The sequence below is a fragment of the Mesorhizobium sp. GW821-FHT07A06 genome (assembly GCF_059419085.1).
On record NZ_JBWKRC010000014.1, the window covers coordinates 145,236 to 165,226 of the forward strand.

Sequence of the window (19,991 nt, forward strand, 5' to 3'; positions counted from 1 at the left end):
GCAGCATCACCTTACCTATTCTTGTTGGCGTTGTAGGCTACGGCCATCAGGCAACTCGTCAGTATGATCATCACCGCGGCCGCAGCGAGGATCGTGGGATCGAGTTGCTCACGCAGTCCCGTGAACATCTGCTTTGGAAGCGTGCGCTGCTGAGGTCCGGCAATGAACAGGACCATCACCACTTCGTCGAATGACGAGGCAAAGGCGAAGACCGCCCCCGCGGCCACGCCTGGCGCGATGATTGGAAGCATCACCGTTCGAAATGCCGTTACGCGGCCGGCGCCAAGACCTGCCGCAGCCCGCATCAGGTTGAAGTCGAAGCGCGTCAGTGCCGCCGTGACAGTGATGACAACGAAGGGCGAGGCCAGAATGGTGTGGGCAATGACGACGCCAGCGTAGGAATAGTTGAGGCCGAGCGGCGAAAAGAAAATGAACAGGCCGAGACCCAGCACGACGACGGGAACGATCATGGGCGAGATGGCAAGCGCCATTACTGCCGTCCGGAAAGGAAACCTTGGATTGACGAGGCCGATTGCCGCGAGTGTGCCCAGCGTCGTGGCAACGACGGTGGTCGAAATCGCAATCACCAGACTGTTGATCATCGCCCCGATCCACAGGGGCGAGGAAAAGAGCTGTTCGAACCAGCGGAGAGACACTGCACGGAATGGGTAGGTGAACCAGGGATCGGCATTGAACGAAATCGGGAGAGCGACTGCCAGCGGCAGGACCAGCAGGAGAAGAGCGATCCCAACAAATCCGTAAAGCGGTATGCGAATGTAGGCGGGAAACTCGGTGTAGACGCGGCGGCCCATGGTCAGATCCGATCCGATGAGTGACGTGCGACATGGCGCGCCAGGGGGAGTGCCACAATTCCCGCTCCAAAAATGAGTATGACGCTAAGTGCCGAAGCGAGCCCCCAATTCAGATCTTCATTGGTAAACCTCGCAATGAAGAAGCTCACCATCTGATCGGACGGTCCACCCACCAATGCTGGCGTCAAATAGAAGCCAAGGCACAGCACGAAGGTGAGAAGTCCGCCGGCGGCAATGCCCGGAACCGCCTGCGGCAGAAAAATCGTCGCATGTGCCAGAAGAGGACCTGCACCGAGGCTGCGGGCGGCCTTTACATGGTTCGCTGGAATCGCGCGCATCACGCTGATCATGGGCAGGACCGTAAACGGCAGCTGGATCTGGATCATCGCGATGATCGTCGCCATGCGCGTGTAAAGAAGGGGTAGCGGCTCGGATGTCAGTCCCGTTCCGGCCAGCGCATTGTTGAGAACGCCATTGGTCTGGAGGAAGACTATCCACGACATTGTCCGCACGAGGAGCGAGGTCCAGAACGGAAGGAGGATGAAGAACAGGAGGATCGCAGCGGTTCGCCCGCTCGAATTGGCGATGACGTATGCGACCGGGTATCCGATCACGATTGTGAGGCCCGTGACGACAAGGCTGATCAGGATCGTCCTGAGATAGATCGACCTGAAATCGTAGCTCGATTCCCGAGACAGGCTGCCATCGGCTTCGATCTTAACGGGAAAGCCGGTCGCCCAACGCAAATAGAAAGCGCTGTAGCGACTGTCATGTTGCTTGATGATGCTCCACACGCCACCTTGTCCCCACGCCCCGTCTGCCTTGATCAAGTGGGCTTTCCAGGCCTTCGGATCGGCGCGATCGAAATCCTCGGAAAGCGCCCGCTGAGCGTTGAGGATGGCACTCGCCCCACCGGTCAGTTCGTATCCCAGCCGACGGGCTAGCGGGCGCACGGATCCGACATGTCCCGCGGCCTCCAGTTCCTGCCCGAGCGTCATGAAGATGGCAGTGGCTGGAAGCTCGTCGCCATCCCAGGCCTGAAGTGTCTGCGTCGTCAGTGGCAGTGCCTTGGCGATTTCTCCGTCCGATATCGCCGTATGAACGACAGACCCTATGGGAATCACCAGGAACAGAAGCAGGAAGATCAGGAGCGGCGCCGCCGGAAGGGCAGCCCGAGTTGCCCTCCGGTTGTTGTCGCTCCTGATCGAGGACCGAACGACGACACCAGCCGTCGATGACGCGATGTTTCCCGTCAGGGCATCTTGCTGCGTCATTGCCAAGCCCACGTCGCCGTATGGCAGTGTCATCCAATAACTCCCACCCGGCCTACTGGGAAATCCAACTGGAGAAGCGCGCGTTCAGCGCGTCCCCGTTCTTGGCCCAGAACGCTCCGTCCTGGGCCAGCGCGCCCTCGCTGTTCTGAGGGGCGGACGGCAGGTTCGGCAGCACGTCCTTTGCTATGAGATCGCTGGCTGCCTTTACCGTTGGTCCGTAGGCGATGTAGTTGCTCAGTGTGGCGTTGACATCCGGCTTGACGCTGAAAGCCACGAACTCCTTGGCGGCGGCGAGATTCTTCGAACCGGAGGGGATGACCCACATGTCAAAGCCGCGGATCTGATTGGTCCAGGCGACCCCAAGATCGGCGTTTTCCTTGGCGTTGGCATCGGCAATGCGGCCGTTCCAGGCCAGCGCCATCTTCACTTCGCCGGATTTGAGAAGTTGTGGCGGCTGCGCGCCAGCCTCCCACCAGACGATGTCTTTCTTGATTGTGTCGAGCTTCTTGAAGGCTCGATCAACGCCGGCGGGCGTCGCCAGGGTTGCATAGATGTCGGACGCCGCCACACCATCCGCGAGCAAGGCGAGTTCGAGCGTGTCCACCGGGCTCTTGCGGAAGCCGCGTTTGCCCGGGAAGGTCGTCGTGTCGAAAATGTCGGTCAATTTGGTGGGCGCGTTCGGGAATGCCTGTTTCTGAAACGCCAAGATCGTGGCGTAGACGCTCGTTCCCACCGCGCAGTCGGTGAGGGCGCCTTCCACGAGGCCCGCGGACTTGAAGGCTGCGTCGTCACCAATCTTCTCGAGCAACCCCTGGTCGCAAGCGGTCGCCCCCGTTTGCGGATCGACGTCGATGACGTCCCAGGCGACATTGCCGCTATCGACCATGGCACGCAGCTTGGCCAGTTCGCCGCTCCAGGTATCCTGGGTCAAGGTGATGTTCTTTGCCTTCGCGTAGGGATCGAGGAAAGCCTTTGTCTGTGCCTCCTGCAAAGCCCCACCCCAGGAGACGACCGTCAGGCCGTCTGCCAGGGCTGGAAAACTCGCCGCAGTCAGGACAAGCCCGACAAGGCATGACTGTTTGAACGAACGCACTCCCAACATGTGATGTCCTCTCTGGATTTTCAGTTGTGTTATCTGCCGTCAAGCGCCCAGGCATCGTGGGGCTCCCAGTCGAGACGGACATGGCTGCCCATCTCCATCTGGATTCCGGCCGATGATGAGCTCTTCGCAATCAACCGTTCCCCGCCCGGCAGTTCGACGTGGATCCGGAACTGGTCGCCGCAATAAATGATGTCGCTGACCTGCCCGCTGAGCGTTCCGCCGCGGTCCTGCCCGGTGACGCGGACGCTCTCGGGCCTGATGGCGATCGTTGCCCGTCGATCAACCTTTGCGTGCGCGCTGCTGCGTGCCCAGATTTCTTGACCGCCGGCCAGTCTTGCGCGGGCCAAATCGCCTTCGATCGAGACGATTTTCGCATCGAGGCAGTTATTGTCACCAACGAACTCGGCTACAAAGCGGTTCGCGGGACGGCCATAGATATCCTGCGCTGAGCCGATTTGCTGGATGCGGCCGTCGTTGAAGATGGCGATCCTGTCGGACATCGTCAGCGCTTCGTGCTGATCGTGTGTCACATAGACGACTGTCAGGGCAAGCCGGTCGGCGATTCGACGGATTTCGAGTTGCAGGTCCTCCCGCAGCTTCTTGTCCAGGGCGCCGAGCGGTTCATCCATCAGCACAAGGCTGGGCTCGAAGACAAGCGCGCGAGCGAGCGCGACCCTTTGTTGTTGGCCACCCGACAAGGCGGTCGGCTTGCGTTGCGCAAGGTTCGAAAGCTGGACCATCGCCAGCGCTTCGCCGACGCGAGCGGCGATCTGCTCCTTGGATGAGCCGCGCACTCGCAACGAATAACCAACATTTTCAGCGACTGTCATATGCGGGAAGAGGGCATAGTTCTGGAACACCATGCCGATGTTTCGCTTCTCCGGGGGTTTGTCCTGAATCGGCCTTCCATCCAGGGTGATTTCACCGCCAGACGGATATTCGAAGCCGGCGAGCATCATGAGCGTCGTCGTCTTGCCCGAACCCGAAGGACCAAGAAGCGTCAGGAATTCCCCCTTGGCGATGTCGAGGTTGAGATCGCGCACGACGAAGCTATGACCGTCGTAAGTCTTGGATATGCCGGTCAGGCCGACATGCATTGGCGGCTGAACCATGGCTGAAGATGATTGTCCCATTTGCATTGTTCTCGATTATTGAGAATCATTATTGAATATCGAGAATAGAAGCATTCGGGCTGGCCTGCGTCAATCCCCCATGCACAAATTGTGACCCACTGGGGTTTTGTTGCATTCACATCGTGCAGCATTCGCAATGCGCAGGATCAGCTTTCGCGGCGGGCGTGATCGCACATCGAGCTTGCGGTAGAACGGCCTGTGCAGCATCCAACCCGCTCGCGCTAGGCGGATCAGATCGCTGACAAAACGCGTCCTAGGATCATGGTGGGATCAAGGAACGGCGATAACCTGTCAGCCCGCGGCCCCAAGCGGCGCCCATCGGCCATCGTTTCTTCTGATCAGAACTTTTGGTGCGGAGTCCGTCGCGGACGATCTCATCGAAGTAGAGCCTCGTGGAGCCTCAAGAGGTTGTCCTGGGAAAGACCGAGGCCACTGATGGGTGGTTTTGACTTTAGGCTGCCGTGTGGGCGATGCCAGTTGTATCTGTGCAGCCAGACAGGCGGTTCAGCGGCGCGGTGATCTGAAGTGGGATAGGCGATTGCGTAGGCCCATTCTCGCAATGCCGTCTGGATGAAGCGCTCGGCCTTGCCATTGGTCTTGGGCGTATATGGCCTTGTCCTGACGTGCTTGAGACCGAGATCGCGGCAGGCCTTGGCGAAGGCCTTCGATCTGTAGCAGGGAGCCGTTGTCGGTCATGACGCGCGCTATCGAAACGCCGAGGCAGGCGTAGTAGGCGAGCGCCGCCTTGAGGAAGGCGATAGCGCTCTCCTTTTTCTCCTCGGGCAGGATTTGCGAGAAGGCGATGCGGGAAGCGTCATCGATGCAGACATGGACGAACTCCCAGCCGGCATGTCGGAATCTGCCCTTTTGCGGATCGCCGGTGATGCGGTGACCAACGCGCTCGAAACGACCGAGCTTCTTGATGTCGATGTGGATCATCTCGCCTGGATGCTCGCGCTCGTAGCGTCGGATCGGTTCAGCCGGCTCGATGTCGCTCAGCCGCGACAGCCCGGCACGCTTGAGAACCCGGCTGACGGTGGCCGGCGACACGCCGACCTCATAGGCGATGTGCTTGCCGGTCCAACGTTGCCGCCGCAGCGCCACGATGCGCTCGGCAATCGACGCAGCAGTGGCCTGTGGCATATGGATGGGCCGCGAGGAAACGATCGATCATGCCGGCCCGCCCTTCGGCCTTGTAGCGCTCGACCCAGCACGCCACGATCTTGGCTGACACGCCATAGACGCGCGCCGCATGGGCTTGGGAAAGAGCGCCTTATATCACCGACAGTGCCATCTCCTCTCGACGTAGCGGTGCGAGACGGGCATTCTTGTGGATGTTCATTCGGACCTCCGGTGAGTGCTGAAGCGTGGTAACTCCAGTCTCCCCGGTCCGGTCCGAATGGACAACCTCCCGAAAGCTCACACCTAGCTCAGGCCGAAATAGAGGCGTTCAATTCGGTTGAGGACCAGCGATGGTTCGCTGTCATGGTCGAGCAAGGTCGGTTGCTGGCCTTCCACCTCGACGAAAAGGCGCCATTTGCCATCCGCCCCGTTGAGCTTGCAGGCCGGAAACATCATGTGATGGTGCCAACTCTTGCCCGCCGTCGCGGCCGCACCAATCATATCAAGCAATTCGCTGCCGGCGGCGTCGATAGAGCCCTCGGCCGCCTTCTTGTCCGACAGGGCGTCAGTGCCATGGAGCAGCGCGAGCAGTTCCTTGTTTACGGCCACCGGCCTTTCATCGAAGAAGCAGCAGACCATCCGATCCTGATCTGTCAGTTCAAGAAGGAAGGTGTAGGCTTTCGGGTTCGGACTGAACGCACAGTTCGGCGCCAGCACATGGAAATGCCATGCCTCCCGCTTTTCGTGGGCAGATTTCGCCGCCGCGGCCATCGCGTCCTTGTCCGCCATCTCGAAGGCGAATTTTCCATTGCAGGAATTGCACATCATCGATCCTTTCCGGCCGATCAGTTCCCGGTCATTCGCAACCGATGACGGCGACGGCGGCGATCTCGACTAGGACTCCCGGCACCGGGAAGCCGACCACGAGCGCGGCATTGGTCGGCGTGATGTCCTTGAAGATGACGCCAAGTTCCGGACCGACCTCCTTGAAGATTTCGGGCGCGCTGACATAGGTCGTGATCTGCACGATATCGCCAAGCGAGCCTCCAGCCGCCTGCAGCGCGGGCTCGAAGTTCTTGATGATCTGCCTGACCTGGCCGACAGCGTTGTCGGGCATGACGCCGGCCGCATAGTCCATCCCGATCGTTCCCGAGATATAGAGTGTGTCACCCGCCTTGACGGCGCGCGAATAGCCGTAGGCCTTTTCGAACTGCGAGCCTGAGGAGATGTTCTGACGCTTCGCCATGGTTTAGGTCTCCGATGATTGAAATTTACATGAGATAGCCGTTGGCCAGCCAACCGCCATCGACCCGAAGGTGATGCCCGGTAACCATGCCGGCCTCGGAACTGATGAGAAAACCGCAGGCAGCCGCTACCTCTTCCGGCTCAGCCAGCCGCCTTAGCGGCGTACGCCGCGACACAGCATCGACGTTGTATATGCCGCGATCGATCAGATCCTGCACCATGGTTGTGCGCGTGCCGGTCGGCACCACGCTATTGACGCGGATATTGAACGGCCCCCATTCCACCGCCAGCGAATCGGTGAGCGCGATCACCGCTCCCTTCGAGGCGCAATATGCGGTGCGTTTGGGCGCTCCTTGAAAGCCGTAGACGGATGATATGTTGACGATGGCGCCGCCGCCGTTGTCGGCCATTTGCCGGGCTACCGCCTGGCAGACGATCCACGTGCCTGTCAGATTGATGTCCACGACACGGCGGAACGTCTCTAAAGAAGCCTCAAGCGCCGGCTCGACCGCAACGACGCCGGCCGAATTGACCACCGCGTCGATACCGCCATAGCGCGCGACCATGTCGCCCACCGCCTCTTGCACCGCCGCTTCGTCGGTTACCGAAAGATGGAGTAGCGCGACCTCGCCTTGCCCGCGCAGCGCGAGGGTGCTTTCCTCAAGCGATGATCCGGGCAGATCGACCAAATAGAGCCTAGCCCCTTCCGCGGCAAGAAAGCGCGCCGTCGCAAGGCCGATCCCGTTGGCCGCGCCGGTAACCAGAATACGTCTGCCTTGATGCCGTTTCATCGAAACCCCTTCACGATCTTTTATATAACAAATTACATTTCTGCCATCATTGCAAGACGCGATATGGACAGACGCCAATATCCCAGAACCGCGACAACAGCGCTTTTGGGATCAAAAAATCGTTTATTTTCAAATTGATATATTGACGCACCCGGCCTGGTTGCGGTTCCGCCAAAAACTTCGTTTGACATGATTTGAAAAATTTATACGATATAACAAAATAAGAAAACCACAAAAATCGGCGGATGGAAGAGACCATGGCCGGCTAACCGACGAACAAGGGGATTTATGATCATGAAAATAGCAGATCTATGGAAACTTACCGCGGATCGTTTCGGCCGCGGTGCCCGGGCCGGCATGCTTGGCGTGGCCAGTATTGCCGCAGCCATGCTGGCAACCCCGGCCGCTCATGCCGACGGCTTCTGGAAAGCAGTGCAGGATCGTGGCGCATTGCGCTGCGCGGCCGCGATTTCTCCGCCCTACGTGATGAAGGATCTGAAAACAGGGGAGTATGGCGGCGCTTATCTCGACCTGTGCAAGCAGTTCGCAGACGTCCTCAAGGTCAAGGTCGAGTTCGTCGATACCACTTGGGACAATGTCGTCGCGGGTTTGCAGGCCGGCAAATGGGACATGTCCCCCGCACTGAACCGCACCCCTGCCCGCGCGCTCGTCATCAACTACAGCGCGATCGCCGGCTACGATGAGATGAACTTCGCCTACATGCTCGCCAATACCAAGGTAAAGGATCCGGCTCACGATCTTTCCACCTTCGACAAGCCCGGCATCCGCGTCGGCGTCATGTCCGGCTCGGCCCAGGATCACAAGGTCACCGAACGATTCAAGCAAGCCGAAATCGTTCGTCTTCCCGACGCCAACGGCCTCAATCTCGCCCTGCTCTCGGGCCGTGTGGACGTCGCGGGCGCGGACTCCACGACCAACTTGCTGCTACAGACCGCCAATCCCGAAAAGGTCGGCCTTGTCGACGCGTCGCCGGCTCTGATGAAGCAGGGCATCTCCTTTGGCCTGCCATCCACGATCTCGCAGCGCGATCTCGACGTCCTCAACATCTTCCTCGAGGAGAAGGTTGCGCTCGGCGAGGTTGACAGGCTGCTGAAGCACTGGAGCGAAATCTATCTCGCCGGTGCGAAATAAGATCTCTCGCCTTGCAACGGATGCCGCCTTGGTGGCATCCGTTCTTCATCCCAAAGAAAAACAAAGAGGGGTGGCGTCATGGCGTCTGGCTTCCTGAGCGTACACAATTTGCGCAAATCCTATGGCGGGCACGTGCACGTCCTCGATGGCATGAACTTCCAGATGGAGCCAAGCGAGCGCATCGTCGTCATCGGCCCCAGCGGCAGCGGCAAAAGCACCCTCCTGCGCTGTGTCATGGGGCTCGAAAAGATCGACAACGGTCGTATCGAGTTCGAAGGCGCGCGTTACATCGAGGCGCGGGCGAACGGCCGCAAGGACAATCTGATCGACACGGCTGTCCGTGCCAAGATCGGCATGGTTTTCCAGCACTATACGCTCTTTCCGCATCTGACTGTTCTCGGCAACCTGATCCTGGCGCCGATCCGGTCACGCGGCGAAAGCCGCGCGACCGCGACCGAACGCGCCATGCAACTGTTGAAGCGCCTCGGCCTGGAGAACCGCGCCGGCGCCTATCCAGGCATGCTTTCGGGCGGCCAGAAACAGCGCGTGGCCATCGCCCGCGCCCTGCTGCTCGATCCAAAGATCATGCTCTTCGACGAAATAACCTCCGCGCTCGATCCCGAACTTGTCGCCGAAGTTGAAGGGCTGATGCTTGAGCTCGCCGAGCAGAAGATGTCAATGATGATCGTGACGCACGACATGTGGTTTGCCAAGCGCATCGCCACGCGCGTCATCTTCTGCGCCGACGGCCGCATCGTGGAGGACGCCACGCCCGCCCGTATCTTCTCGGATCCGGCCGAGCCCAGAACAGCGGATTTCCTGAAAAAGGTGCTCCACGTCGAGACGATTTGCTGAGGGCACGCCATGAACGGCTATAGCTGGGATTTCTCAGTCATCTCCTCGGGCTGGCCGCAACTGATGAGCGGCCTCGCCATCACGCTGCAGTTGACCGTGATCTGCGCCGTCATCGGGCTCGTCGGCGGGTTCCTGGTCTGCCTGATGGCCATGAGCCGGTTCTTGCCGTTGCGTTGGCTGGCGGTCACGTTCATCGAATTGTTCCGCTGCACTCCGGCGCTCGTCCAGATCATCTGGATCTTCTATTGCCTGCCATTCTTCTTCGGCATCTTCATCGACCCGTTCACGATGGCGATCCTTGCGCTTGGCATGAACATCACGGCGTTCAACGCCGAGGCCTACAGGGCGGCGATCCAAGCCATCCCCTCGTCCCACTACGATGCGGGCACGGCGCTCGGCCTCTCTGCCTTCAAAAGGACTATATACATCGTCCTCCCCCAGGCGCTGCTGATTGCCATTCCGGTTCTGCTCACCAACACGATCGGCCTTCTGCAGCAGACGTCGCTGGTGGCGATCGTGGCGATCGGCGACCTGATGTACCAAGGCAAGAGCCTTGCCACGCAAAGCTACCGGCCAATCGAGATCTATTCGGCCGTCGCCCTCATCTACTTCCTCTTCTCGCTGCCCTTGTCGCAAATCGTCGGCTACTGCGAGAAGCGGCTTCGCGACCGTCTGGCCTGAGGAGCGACTCCCATGGATCTGGCAACATCGCTCTCCTTTCTCTACGATTACCGCTTGGCCCTGTTCACCGGTCTCGGCAATACGCTGTACTTTACAGCCATGGGCCTGGCGATCGGGCTGCCGCTCGGCTTTGCCGTCAGTGTCATACGTCAGTCCGGCCACCCGATCCTGAAGGCGATCGCGACAGCCTACGTGGAGATATTCCGCGGCACTCCGGTCCTGGTCCAGCTTTTCTGGTTCTTCTTTTGCCTGCCGGCGCTTCTGGGCATCGATCTTGGCAACGTCACCTCCACCATCGCGACGCTGGCGCTCTACATGGGAGCGATTTCCAGCGAAAGTTGCCGCGCCGCCCTCAAATCTATCGGCGCCGAGCAGCGCGACGCTTGCATCGCGCTTGGCCTCCCCTCCAGAGTCAGCGTGCCCTATGTGATCCTTCCGCAGACCATCATGCGCGCGGTGCCGACCCTGCTCTCAAACTGCGTGACGCTGTTCAAGGAAAGCGCCCTGGTCTCGGCGGTCGGGATGGCGGATCTCATGTACCAAGGCCAGATGATCGCCGACGCCACGGCCCGGCCGATCGAGATCCTGACCGCGACGGCGCTGATCTACTTCTTCATCGCGTTCAGCGTCACGCGCATCGTGACCTACTATGAGCAGAGTTTCCTTGCGCGCCTGAAGCTCTGAGGCCATGGTGCGATTCACCGTTTTCACGGAAACGCCGAACCGTTCCGCGTCCTTTTTCATGCAGTTGCGGACGGAAAGCCGTTCGCTCCTTCCGGGATTGCCTCAGGCCTAAGATGTATTGAGAGGCCGGCTACGGGGCCATCCGTTCCAGCCTCAGTTGAGTCTGCTTCAACCCGCTCCGCGCTCGAGACTGTCGCCGTTGCGACCGGCTTCCCGAGAACAGCAAAGGCCGGAGCGCGAAATACGCTCCGGCCTGGTAGTGCACGAATACAGTGAAGGAACGGTCCCTATCGAACCCCTTGCCTTTGCAGCGAGACCAGCGTGGCCACGTTAAGGGCATTCCAGGGAATGTAGGCATCGAGCCATGCCGCCGCGCGGCCGGTGTAGAGGATCAACTCCTCGACGACATCGTCAACTGTTTCCGGCTGGGCGAGCAGGGATTTGGCCGATTCCAGCCTGGCACCGATCTCGTGGAGACCGCAGAAGCCGTCGATGCGCGCATTGAACGCCTCGATCAGAAAGGCGATGACCTCGCCGCGATTGCCGGCGTCGATGCCGTGACCGCCGCCACGCAGCCGCCAGAGCAGTTCATGCAGCTTGCGCAATTCACCCTCGGCCATTGCGAGCGGGCCATAGGGCAGCATCATGCCTTCGCGCTTCAGAAGCGTGAACATCTCTTCGGGCGCTTCCTGCCAGATGGCCTTGCGCGCCTCGCGCAGCGCAACGAGCCCAGGCGAAGACAGCGGCTTCTCCTTCGCGGCCAGCGGCAACGCGTCGGGGGCGGCCGTCAATTCGGCCAGGATCAGCCCCTGGCCGTGGTTCTCGACCACGTGGCGGCCGAATTCCTTGAGCCAGCCGATGTCGCCCTTGAGGCGGCCGAGCACGCAGACCTGCGCCTTCTCGGCCTGCAACTCGCCATAGATGAGTTCCAGGAACTGCCGTTCCGGCCAATAGAGGAACGTACCCGGCGGCAGGGTGAGAATATCCTGCGCCTTCTCGATGTCGGCGACAATCGGCGCATGCCAGAAGATATGCTGGCCGGCGATCTTGGCGCAGTGGATATCAAGCTTGGCCGGCAGCGACGCGACCAGTTTGCCGATCGTCTTCGGCGCCAGGTCAGGATAGAGCTCGACCTCGTGCGAGGCCCCGTTCAGATTAAAAAACAGCGATGGCATCCAGTCCTCATCCCTTGGAGAAGTGCGCGCCGCCGACAACCTGCCTGGTTGGCATCATCTCGATCGTTCCCAGGCTCACGGAAGGCGGTGTTTCAAGCATATGCAGAACGGTTTCAGCCACGTCCTCGGGCATGACGCATTCAAATCCGCTGTAGAGGTCCTCGCCGCTTGCAAGTTGCTCATGGATGCCGGTGCGCACGCGGCCGAGCAGGATCTCCCCGACCCGTAGCCGGCTGCCGCGCAGATCATATCTGAGGTTCGCGGCCATGGAGTGCATCGCCGCCTTGGTCGCGCTGTACAGAGCAGGTCCCGTGCCCGGTGCGGTGGCGCAGATCGACCCGAGCAGCACGATCGTTCCCCTATCGCGTTGCAGCATCGGCGGAACGAGCGCGCGCAGCACGTTCACGGTGCCGAGTATGTTCGTGGAAACCAGTTTGGAGGCCAGTTCGTCCGATGTGTCATAGAGCGCCACCTGCGGCCCGAGTAAACCCGCGCCATGGATCAGGACGCCCACGTCCAGACCTGCAAGCACCGCCTGGCTTGCACTGGCATCGGTGATATCGAGGACAAGCGTGCGGCAGCCCGTTTCCTCGCCCAGCGCGGCAAGTCCGGCACTCTTCGTTCCAAGAGCGATAACCGGGAAACCCGACCGCACCAACCGGCCGACGATCATCCTGCCTATCCCGCCGGTCGCCCCCGTTACGATAGCCGCCGGTTTCATGCCGCTATATTCCTTATGTTGCGCACGAAACATTCTGCAGGATTAGACGCGCCACCGTCGAGGGCTCCTCGACATGAGGCATGTGGCCGACGCCCGGCATGAAATGAACAGCCGCCGCCGCGCCGGCATGCAGCGCATGCCGCATCGGTATGATACGGTCCAGCTCGCCCCAGATGATCTTTTGCGGCTGGGTCAGGCGCTTCAGCACGCCGCGCAATTCCGATGCTTGGGTTCCATCGGGAAAGAACGCGGCGGCAAGCTCGATCTGCCGCTGCCTTGCGACATCGCCCCGCGCCTGCAGCGTGGCGGCGACGAAGCCCGGCGTCACGATCGAGGCGTCGGCGAAAAGCCTGAGCAGCCACGGCTTGAGACTCTCGGGCCGGGTCGCCCTGTTGTATCCGTCGACGAAGGCCCCGTCGATCTCGGGGCCGAGGCCTGCCGGCGCCAGCAATGTCAGCGACTGGATCTCCAGCGCGCCGCTTTCCGCCAGTGCGAGGCAGACCGCGCCACCCAACGAATGCCCGACTAGGTGGACGCCTTCTATGCCCAATTCACGCAGGGCCGACGCCAGCACTTCGGCAAGACCATGGATGGAAGGCTTGCCTTCGGGCGGTGGCGACTTCCCATGACCAGGAAGATCAACGAGGATGATCGAAGCGCTGTTGCCGAGCGCGGCCACCAACGGCTGCCACGAAAGGCTGTCGCTCCCGAACCCATGGACGAGCAGGATCGGGATTCCGCCTGGCTTACCGCGCCGGGTGACATGGATGGCGCCGCTCGAAGGCCTTGCTGGCGCGACGGTCGCGGCCGGCCGGCCGATTCCTCGTCCTGTCGTTTCGTAGGCTTCGATATCCCGCAGCTTGATCCTGCCGGACACGCTCGACGCCGTCAGCTCGGAGAGGTCGATGCTCTTCTGCGCGGCCACGCGCCTGGCGAGCGGAGAGGCAAGCACCCGATTGACGGAGGGGCGACGGGAGCCGGTTTTCGCGACCTCCTTCGCAGCCAGGGTCGGCCGCTCCACAAGGGACTCGGCGGGTTCTGCGCCTGGCGACTGTATGGCGCCCGCTTCGGCAATCACGCCGAGAACGCCGCCCAATTCGATCTCCTGGCCGACCTCAGCCTTGATCTGTGCCAGGATGCCGGACGCCGGCGCCTCTATCTCCGTCGCAGCCTTGGCCGTTTCAACGGTGACCACAAGCTCGCCCGCCGTGACCGCGTCTCCCGGCTTCTTGTGCCATTCGACGACGACGACGGACTCCATATACTCCCCGCCGGCGCCCACAACTGTGATGTCGGTCACGATCTGGTCCTCCTCACTTCAGCGTATCGTGGACCGCCTGGGCGATCTTGGCAGCGTTGGGAAGAACAGCCATCTCGAGCGACTCGCTATAGGGGATCGGCATGTCCGGCAACGTCACCCGTGCCACGGGCGCGTCGAGATCGTCGAAGGCGTGATCCATGATCGTCGCCGACAATTCGGCGCCATACCCGCAGAAGCGCCAACCTTCATTGACCACCACCGCGTGATGGGTCTTGGCAATGGACGAGGTGATGGCCCCAAGGTCCAACGGGCGCAGGCTCCTGAGATCGATGACCTCGGCGCTTATCCCCTCGCCGGCCAGTGTCTCGGCCGCCTTCTGGCTTTCCAGGACCATGCGCGACGTGGCAAAGATGGAGACATCATTCCCCTCGCACACCGTTCTCGCCTTGCCGATGTCGACGATGAAATCAGCGTCGTCAGGAACCTCGTCGCGCAGATTATAAAGCAGCTTGTGCTCGAGGAAGATAACCGGCTGGCTGTCGCGAATGGCTGCCTTGAGCAATCCTTTCGCATCGGCCGGCGTCGCCGGCGCGACGACCTTGACCCCGGGAATATGGGCAACGAGTGAATCCAGAGACTTGGAATGCTGGGCGCCCGCGCCGGCGCCTCCGCCCCCCTGCGTGCGCAGGACGAAAGGCATGGACACGTCCTTCCAGAGATATTCATAGATGGACGCCTGGTTGATCAGCGCGTCCAGGACCAGCGGCATGAAATCCGCATACATGATCTCCAGCACCGGGCGCGTGCCGGTCATCGAAGCGGTCACGGCCATGGCGGCCAGGGCCTGCTCGGAGATAGGCGTGTCCCTGACGCGGCTTTCGCCAAACTCGTCCATGAGTCCGCGCGTCACCTTGAAGACGCCCCCATAGCGAGCAATGTCCTCACCGAAAAGGAAGACCGAAGGGTCGCGCAGCATCTCCTCGCGGAGCGCCTGATTGAGCGCCTCGGCATAACGCATCTTGGCCATGTCAGAGAACCTCTGCGTAAGGGGCGGTTTTTTCGTAGACCGCGAAAGCGGGGAATGGTGCAGCCAGCGCGGCATCGATCGCCGCCTCGACCTCAGCGGATGCTTCGCGTTCGATCTCCTGGAGGCGTTCGGCCCCGACGGCATCGACAAGCGACTGAAAGCTGATCGCTATCGGATCCCGCTCAGCCCAGGTGGCAAGCTCTTCCTCGCCCTGATATCCGCCCATGTCGGACGTCGAGAAGCCCTGCATCCGGTAAGTCTTGGCCTCGATCAGCGACGGACCTTCGCCTCGACGCGCTCGCTCGACCGCCGTGGCGACCGCGCGGTAGACCGCGACCACATCATTGCCGTCGATGATCTCGGACGGAATGCCGTAGCCGGCGCCGCGAATGCTGAGATCCTCGACCGGAGACTGCACCGAATGATGCACGGTCAGACCGTATTGATTGTGTTCGAGCACGAAGACGACAGGCAGCCTCCAGAGCCCAGCCATGTTCATGGACTCGTGGCAGATCCCTGTCTGCGCCGCGCCATCGCCGAAGAAGCACATGGCCACATCGGAGCCGCCGCGTATCTGGATCGACAGGGCCATTCCCGTTGCCGCAGGTATGCTGGCGCCGACGATCGCATTGCCGCCGATCATGCCGTTCGCCTTGTCGCCGATCAGCATGTGGCCGGCGCGCCCTCCGCAATAACCGGTTTCGCGGCCAAGGATCTCGGCCGCGATACCGTGCACGTCGAGGCCCTTGCCTACATAGTGGGCATGGCCGCGATGAGTGCTGGTCACGTAGTCCGAAGAGAACAACATCGCGGTCGCTCCAATTCCGACTGCCTCCTGTCCATCGCAGCGATGGATGGGGCCACGCGTCTTGCCAGCCTTGTGAAGATCGCCGAGGCGCTCCTCCAGCCGCCGCACGAGAATCATCCGGCGATGCATCTCGAGCCTTTCGGGAATCGATGGGGAGTTCTTCATGCGGCTTACCTTCGGGCGACAACAGTGACAGTACGATATTTGTTATAACAAATTAATTATCAAAGTCCGCCCGCCCATGCAAGCCTCATCAGCTCCTCTCCAGAGCCCGCAATACAAGATCGGCCGCGTAGGCATCCTCGGTGGCGATGCCAACCGAAATGAAAACCGTGGTGCTCGATGGATCGGCGACGGCCCGGCCCGCGAGGACTTCGCCGAGCTCGGCATGGATGCGCGCGCCCGACATGAGGATGTTTCCGGACTCCTGATTGGCGGCGTCCCTGGACTCGACCACAATGAGGGATTTCATCACCGTATCGTCCAGTTCGCGCCCATCGAGCCCGTTCCAACCGACCGCGCTCACATGAGCGCCGGGCTTGAGCCACTCGCCTTGGACGATCGGCTCACGCGCCGAGGTGGTCGTGGCGATCACGTCGGCACCGCGCACGGCCGCCTCACTGCTGTCGCAAAGCCGGGCGCCGGTCTTCTCGGCAAAAGCGCGGGCATGGTCGGCATTGCGGCTCCAGACACGGATTTCCTCGAAGGCACGCACCCGCCGCATGGTCTCGAAATGGCCGTGCGCCTGGGCTCCGCTACCCAGGATCGCCAGGACCTTGGCGTCCGGCGACGCCAACCGGCGCGCCGCCATGGCCGACACCGCGGACGTGCGCATCTGGGTGATATAGGTGCCGTCCAGCACGGCGCGCGGCAAGCCCGTCCACCGATCGAAGACTATGACAACGGCGTTGTGACTGTCGATCCCCCGCTCATGATTGCGAGGATAGTTGCCGACAAGCTTGACCGCCAGGATATCGGTCACGGCCGGCATCAGGCAGAGGTCGCCTCCCGCCTCCTCGTCGATGACCCGCATGCGCACCGGCTGGATCACCTTGCCGGTCGAGAAAGCGACCAGTGCTTGTTCCATGGCGTCGATCAGCGCATCGGTGTCCAGCACGGCGGCGATCTTGTCCCTGTCATAGTATGGCAGCATGGCAGGCAACTCCTCAGAAACGCTCGGGCCGGAATGGAGTGAGGTCCACGGGTGGCGTTTCGTCGGCGGCCAGCGCCGCGACTATGCGGCCGGTCACGCAGCCGCTGGACATGCCTACGTGCTGATGGCCGAAAGCGAGGATTATCTCCGGGGTTCGCGGCGATCGGCCAATCACCGGCAGCGCATCCGGCATTGAGGGCCTGAAACCCATCCAGGTCGACGACGGACTTTCTCGCAGGTCGGGCAGGAAACGCCGGGCCGTGCGTTCCAGATAGGCGTGGCAAGCCGGATTGGGACCTTTGTCCAGTCCAGCCAGTTCGACCATGCCTGCGCAGCGGAGCCCCTCATTCATCGGCGTCATGGCAAAGCCGGCCGTGGCGCTGGAACAGGTGCGGCTGATGATACCGCCATGGCCGCCGAAGACGACGTGGTAGCCACGCTCCGTCTCGAGCGGAACAGGCGCAATCGTTGTGCCAAACAGCCGCCTGGAGTGCGCACCGGCGGAAAGCACCGCCTGGTCGACGACATGCGCCCGTACGCCCTTCAGAACCAGCTTGCCGGCCGTATTCTTGTCGATCGACGCAATGTCCTCACGCAGGAAAGTGCCGCCCTCGGCACAGAAATGCCTGGCCAGCGTTGCGCAGACGTCGACCGGGCTGAGATAGTGCAGGGCAGACTTGAAATAGAGCCCCTTGACGAAGACGGGCGCCAGGTTCGGTTCGAGCCGGCCGACCTCGGCGGCATCGATCTCCTCCATGTCGCCGGCAAGGTCCCTGTACATCTGGATTTCAGTGGAAAGATCGCGGCAGTCGGCCTCGTTTTCATAGAGATGCAGGTAGCCACCGCCCCGGATGAGGCTGTCCGCGCCGCTTTCCCTGAAAAGCGGCAAGGCGAATTCGAGATTGCGCGACAACAGCGAATGCAGGGCATGCGAAATCCTGGTCACTTCGTCATGCGAGCAGTGGCGCAGAAAGGATATCAGCCAAGGCATCATCCGCGGCGCATAGGCCCAGTTGATGCTGAGCGGACTGCCGCCGGAGAACATAAGCTTCAACAGGCGTCGCGGTATGGATGGACTGTTGACCGGGACGAAGGCATGCGGGGCGATTGCGCCCGCATTGCCGAAGGACGCGCCGGTGCCAGGCTCGTTGCGATCGAGCAGAGTGACCCTAAACCCTGCCTTCTGAAGATAGAGCGCCGAGGAGATCCCGACGATTCCAGCGCCCACGACGGCAATATGCGTGTCACCTGGTGCAGACATTGGCATGGTCCCTGGCGTCCATCGGTGAAGCGGGCGGCGTCAGGCCGCGGGTAAGCGCTGGAACATCTTGGTGCCGCCAACAACCTGGTGGGTCGGAACCACCTCGATCTGGGCGACGCATACATGCGGCGGGGTCGACAGCACATATTGGATGGCGTCCGCGATGTCCTGAGGCCATAGGCACTCGTAAGGGTCATACAGCATCGCGTCGGACTTGGCGTGATCGCCGTCGAACATCTCGGCGTGCATCCCAGTGCGCACGCGTCCCGGACGAACCTCTGTTACGCGCACATCGGTACCAAAGAGCTCCATCCTGAGGTTGGCGCTCATATTGTGGATGGCCGCCTTGGAAGCGCTGTACATGGGCTGCCCCGCCGACGGATAGGGCCCGGCCAGCGAGCCGATGTTGACGATATGCCCACGATTGCGCTCGACCATTCCCGGCACCACAGCCGACAACGCGTTGTGCACGCCGATGACGTTCACATCGATGATGCGCTGGGCCGAACTGGTCGGCACTGAATAGAGAGTTCCGGTGACCCCGAGAACACCGGCGGCGTTGACCAGGATGTCGATATGCTGTCCCGAGAAGGCCTCCTTGAGCGCGGCCGCGTCGGTGACATCCATGAAGACGGTTTTGACATTATCTATGCCCTTGAGGGCGTCTAGTTTCTCCTGGTTGTTCGACAAAGCGACCGCTTCGACGCCATGGCTGCCCAACATCTTCACCAGAGCCGCGCCAATACCGCCGCTGCCGCCCGTAACGAGCGCCCGCATTCCCTTCTCGAGCATTCCGCGATCCCTTCCCTACATGCCTTTGGTGTGAAAGCAATGTTATTTGTTATATCACATAAACGTCAAGTGCAAATTTTCCGCGGCAGGAGCGTCCCTGACGGCACCGTGGACGAGCACGCCTAGCCGAGGCCGTCCCCAGCAACGCAAGGGGAGGCGTTGGCGGCGACGGGAATGATGAAAAACGCAGCGCGTCGGAGCTACCGCCCTTCGCTCACAGCCTCAAAAAACGCCTGGGAAGAAAATTCAATGTCGTGAGCGATCGCCTTCGCCACGGCTTCGGGATCCGCTTCCCTGATGGCACGGATGATGGCGATGTGATTGAGCACGCCATTGTCCGTCTTGGCGAAGTCCGGATAGATGATCTTGAGGTAGGAGCCGGTCCTCAGCCAGCAGCTTTCGATCATCTTGACCAGGAACGGCATACGGGCCGCTTCATAGATGCTGAAATGGAAGCTCCAGTTCAGCTCCGTCAGCAGCTGGTAGTTCTTTTGTTGATTTGCTTCAATAAGTTGGTCATTCAGCGCACCGATGGCGATGATGTCTTTCGAGGTCAGGTTGGGCATCGCCTCGCGCGCCGCCAGACTCTCCAGCGATATGCGCACCTTGGTCAGCTCGCGGATCTTCTCCGTATCCAACTGCGGGATATAAATCGAGCCGTTGTCGCCCAGTTCGAGCACGCCCTCGGCCGCCAGATTGAACAGCGCTTCGCGGGCCGGTGTCAGGCTCACGCCAAGCGAGGCGGCAACTGCCCGCATCGTCAGCTTTTCGCCTGGCTGGAAGAGACCCGCCATTATGGCGTGCCGCAATTGCTCGCGGACCCGAACGCCGAGCGTCTCGGTACGTGGAAAGGGAGAAAAATTGGCAAGCGCTTCGACCATTGGACCGTCCCTTGGCGTCATTCCCGGTCATGACATATATCGCGCCCGACCTATTGATAAA

General features: G+C 61.2%; 20 protein-coding genes and 1 pseudogene. 4 read left to right on the forward strand and 17 right to left on the reverse strand.

The annotated features are described in order from the left end of the window. Positions 1-11 precede the first annotated feature (11 nt). The 8 genes and pseudogenes from AC07SZ_RS30810 to AC07SZ_RS30845 form a co-directional block, all read right to left on the reverse strand. Positions 12-812: an ABC transporter permease gene (locus AC07SZ_RS30810; protein WP_494917274.1), complete on the reverse strand. Its 801-nt coding sequence runs from the start codon at positions 810-812 to the stop codon at positions 12-14. Between the two features lie 2 nt (positions 813-814). Continuing rightward, positions 815-2,119: an ABC transporter permease gene (locus AC07SZ_RS30815; RefSeq protein ID WP_494917276.1), complete on the reverse strand. Its 1,305-nt coding sequence runs from the start codon at positions 2,117-2,119 to the stop codon at positions 815-817. A gap of 19 nt (positions 2,120-2,138) precedes the next feature. Further along, complete coding sequence (locus AC07SZ_RS30820; protein ID WP_056566184.1) at positions 2,139-3,188, reverse strand: ABC transporter substrate-binding protein; 1,050 nt, start codon at positions 3,186-3,188, stop codon at positions 2,139-2,141. 29 nt (positions 3,189-3,217) lie between these two features. Continuing rightward, a complete protein-coding gene (locus AC07SZ_RS30825; RefSeq protein ID WP_155772547.1) occupies positions 3,218-4,285 on the reverse strand; it encodes an ABC transporter ATP-binding protein in 1,068 nt (355 codons plus the stop codon). A 410-nt stretch (positions 4,286-4,695) separates the two neighbouring features. After that, positions 4,696-5,663, reverse strand: a pseudogene (locus tag AC07SZ_RS30830) (IS481 family transposase). 83 nt (positions 5,664-5,746) lie between these two features. Continuing rightward, positions 5,747-6,232 (reverse strand): hypothetical protein, encoded by a 486-nt coding sequence (locus AC07SZ_RS30835; RefSeq protein WP_155772546.1) that lies wholly within the window; start codon positions 6,230-6,232, stop codon positions 5,747-5,749. Between the two features lie 67 nt (positions 6,233-6,299). Further along, positions 6,300-6,689, reverse strand: a complete 390-nt coding sequence (locus AC07SZ_RS30840) for a Rid family hydrolase (RefSeq protein ID WP_056566174.1) — start codon at positions 6,687-6,689, stop codon at positions 6,300-6,302. Positions 6,690-6,714: 25 nt separating this feature from the next. Continuing rightward, positions 6,715-7,479, reverse strand: a complete 765-nt coding sequence (locus tag AC07SZ_RS30845; protein ID WP_494917278.1) for an SDR family NAD(P)-dependent oxidoreductase — start codon at positions 7,477-7,479, stop codon at positions 6,715-6,717. 294 nt (positions 7,480-7,773) lie between these two features. On the opposite strand from AC07SZ_RS30845, the gene AC07SZ_RS30850 reads away from it, so the two are divergent. The 4 genes from AC07SZ_RS30850 (at position 7,774) to AC07SZ_RS30865 (ending at position 10,851) form a co-directional block, all read left to right on the forward strand. Further along, the gene (locus AC07SZ_RS30850; protein ID WP_244493939.1) at positions 7,774-8,631 is read left to right on the forward strand and encodes a substrate-binding periplasmic protein; all 858 of its coding nucleotides are present in this window, start codon (positions 7,774-7,776) and stop codon (positions 8,629-8,631) included. 78 nt (positions 8,632-8,709) lie between these two features. Then, positions 8,710-9,486 (forward strand): amino acid ABC transporter ATP-binding protein, encoded by a 777-nt coding sequence (locus AC07SZ_RS30855; RefSeq protein WP_056566167.1) that lies wholly within the window; start codon positions 8,710-8,712, stop codon positions 9,484-9,486. Positions 9,487-9,495: 9 nt separating this feature from the next. Then, positions 9,496-10,167 carry an amino acid ABC transporter permease gene (locus AC07SZ_RS30860; protein WP_056566164.1) on the forward strand — a complete coding sequence of 224 codons (672 nt, stop codon included), beginning with the start codon at positions 9,496-9,498 and terminating at the stop codon, positions 10,165-10,167. 12 nt (positions 10,168-10,179) lie between these two features. Further along, positions 10,180-10,851, forward strand: a complete 672-nt coding sequence (locus AC07SZ_RS30865; RefSeq protein ID WP_056566160.1) for an amino acid ABC transporter permease — start codon at positions 10,180-10,182, stop codon at positions 10,849-10,851. A gap of 287 nt (positions 10,852-11,138) precedes the next feature. Here AC07SZ_RS30865 and AC07SZ_RS30870 read toward each other — a convergent pair whose 3' ends face one another. The 9 genes from AC07SZ_RS30870 to AC07SZ_RS30910 all read right to left on the reverse strand — a co-directional run bounded on the left by AC07SZ_RS30870 (position 11,139) and on the right by AC07SZ_RS30910 (position 19,930). Then, positions 11,139-12,026: a hypothetical protein gene (locus tag AC07SZ_RS30870; protein ID WP_056566156.1), complete on the reverse strand. Its 888-nt coding sequence runs from the start codon at positions 12,024-12,026 to the stop codon at positions 11,139-11,141. A 7-nt stretch (positions 12,027-12,033) separates the two neighbouring features. Next, positions 12,034-12,780, reverse strand: coding sequence for an SDR family oxidoreductase (locus AC07SZ_RS30875; RefSeq protein ID WP_494917281.1), 747 nt, complete (start codon positions 12,778-12,780; stop codon positions 12,034-12,036). Then, positions 12,761-14,047: an acetoin dehydrogenase dihydrolipoyllysine-residue acetyltransferase subunit gene (locus AC07SZ_RS30880; RefSeq protein WP_155772545.1), complete on the reverse strand. Its 1,287-nt coding sequence runs from the start codon at positions 14,045-14,047 to the stop codon at positions 12,761-12,763. Before AC07SZ_RS30880 ends, AC07SZ_RS30875 begins: the two co-directional genes overlap by 20 nt. Positions 14,048-14,060: 13 nt before the next feature. Then, a complete protein-coding gene (locus AC07SZ_RS30885) occupies positions 14,061-15,035 on the reverse strand; it encodes an alpha-ketoacid dehydrogenase subunit beta (protein ID WP_056566145.1) in 975 nt (324 codons plus the stop codon). Position 15,036: 1 nt separating this feature from the next. Further along, positions 15,037-16,008 (reverse strand): thiamine pyrophosphate-dependent dehydrogenase E1 component subunit alpha, encoded by a 972-nt coding sequence (locus AC07SZ_RS30890; RefSeq protein WP_056566143.1) that lies wholly within the window; start codon positions 16,006-16,008, stop codon positions 15,037-15,039. Positions 16,009-16,096: 88 nt separating this feature from the next. Continuing rightward, positions 16,097-16,996, reverse strand: a complete 900-nt coding sequence (locus AC07SZ_RS30895) for an ornithine cyclodeaminase family protein (protein WP_494917283.1) — start codon at positions 16,994-16,996, stop codon at positions 16,097-16,099. Between the two features lie 13 nt (positions 16,997-17,009). Then, positions 17,010-18,257: an NAD(P)/FAD-dependent oxidoreductase gene (locus AC07SZ_RS30900; RefSeq protein ID WP_056566137.1), complete on the reverse strand. Its 1,248-nt coding sequence runs from the start codon at positions 18,255-18,257 to the stop codon at positions 17,010-17,012. A gap of 39 nt (positions 18,258-18,296) precedes the next feature. Beyond that, complete coding sequence (locus tag AC07SZ_RS30905; protein WP_494917284.1) at positions 18,297-19,049, reverse strand: SDR family oxidoreductase; 753 nt, start codon at positions 19,047-19,049, stop codon at positions 18,297-18,299. Positions 19,050-19,249: 200 nt separating this feature from the next. Continuing rightward, positions 19,250-19,930 carry a GntR family transcriptional regulator gene (locus tag AC07SZ_RS30910; RefSeq protein ID WP_056566131.1) on the reverse strand — a complete coding sequence of 227 codons (681 nt, stop codon included), beginning with the start codon at positions 19,928-19,930 and terminating at the stop codon, positions 19,250-19,252. Between the last annotated feature and the right edge of the window lie 61 nt (positions 19,931-19,991).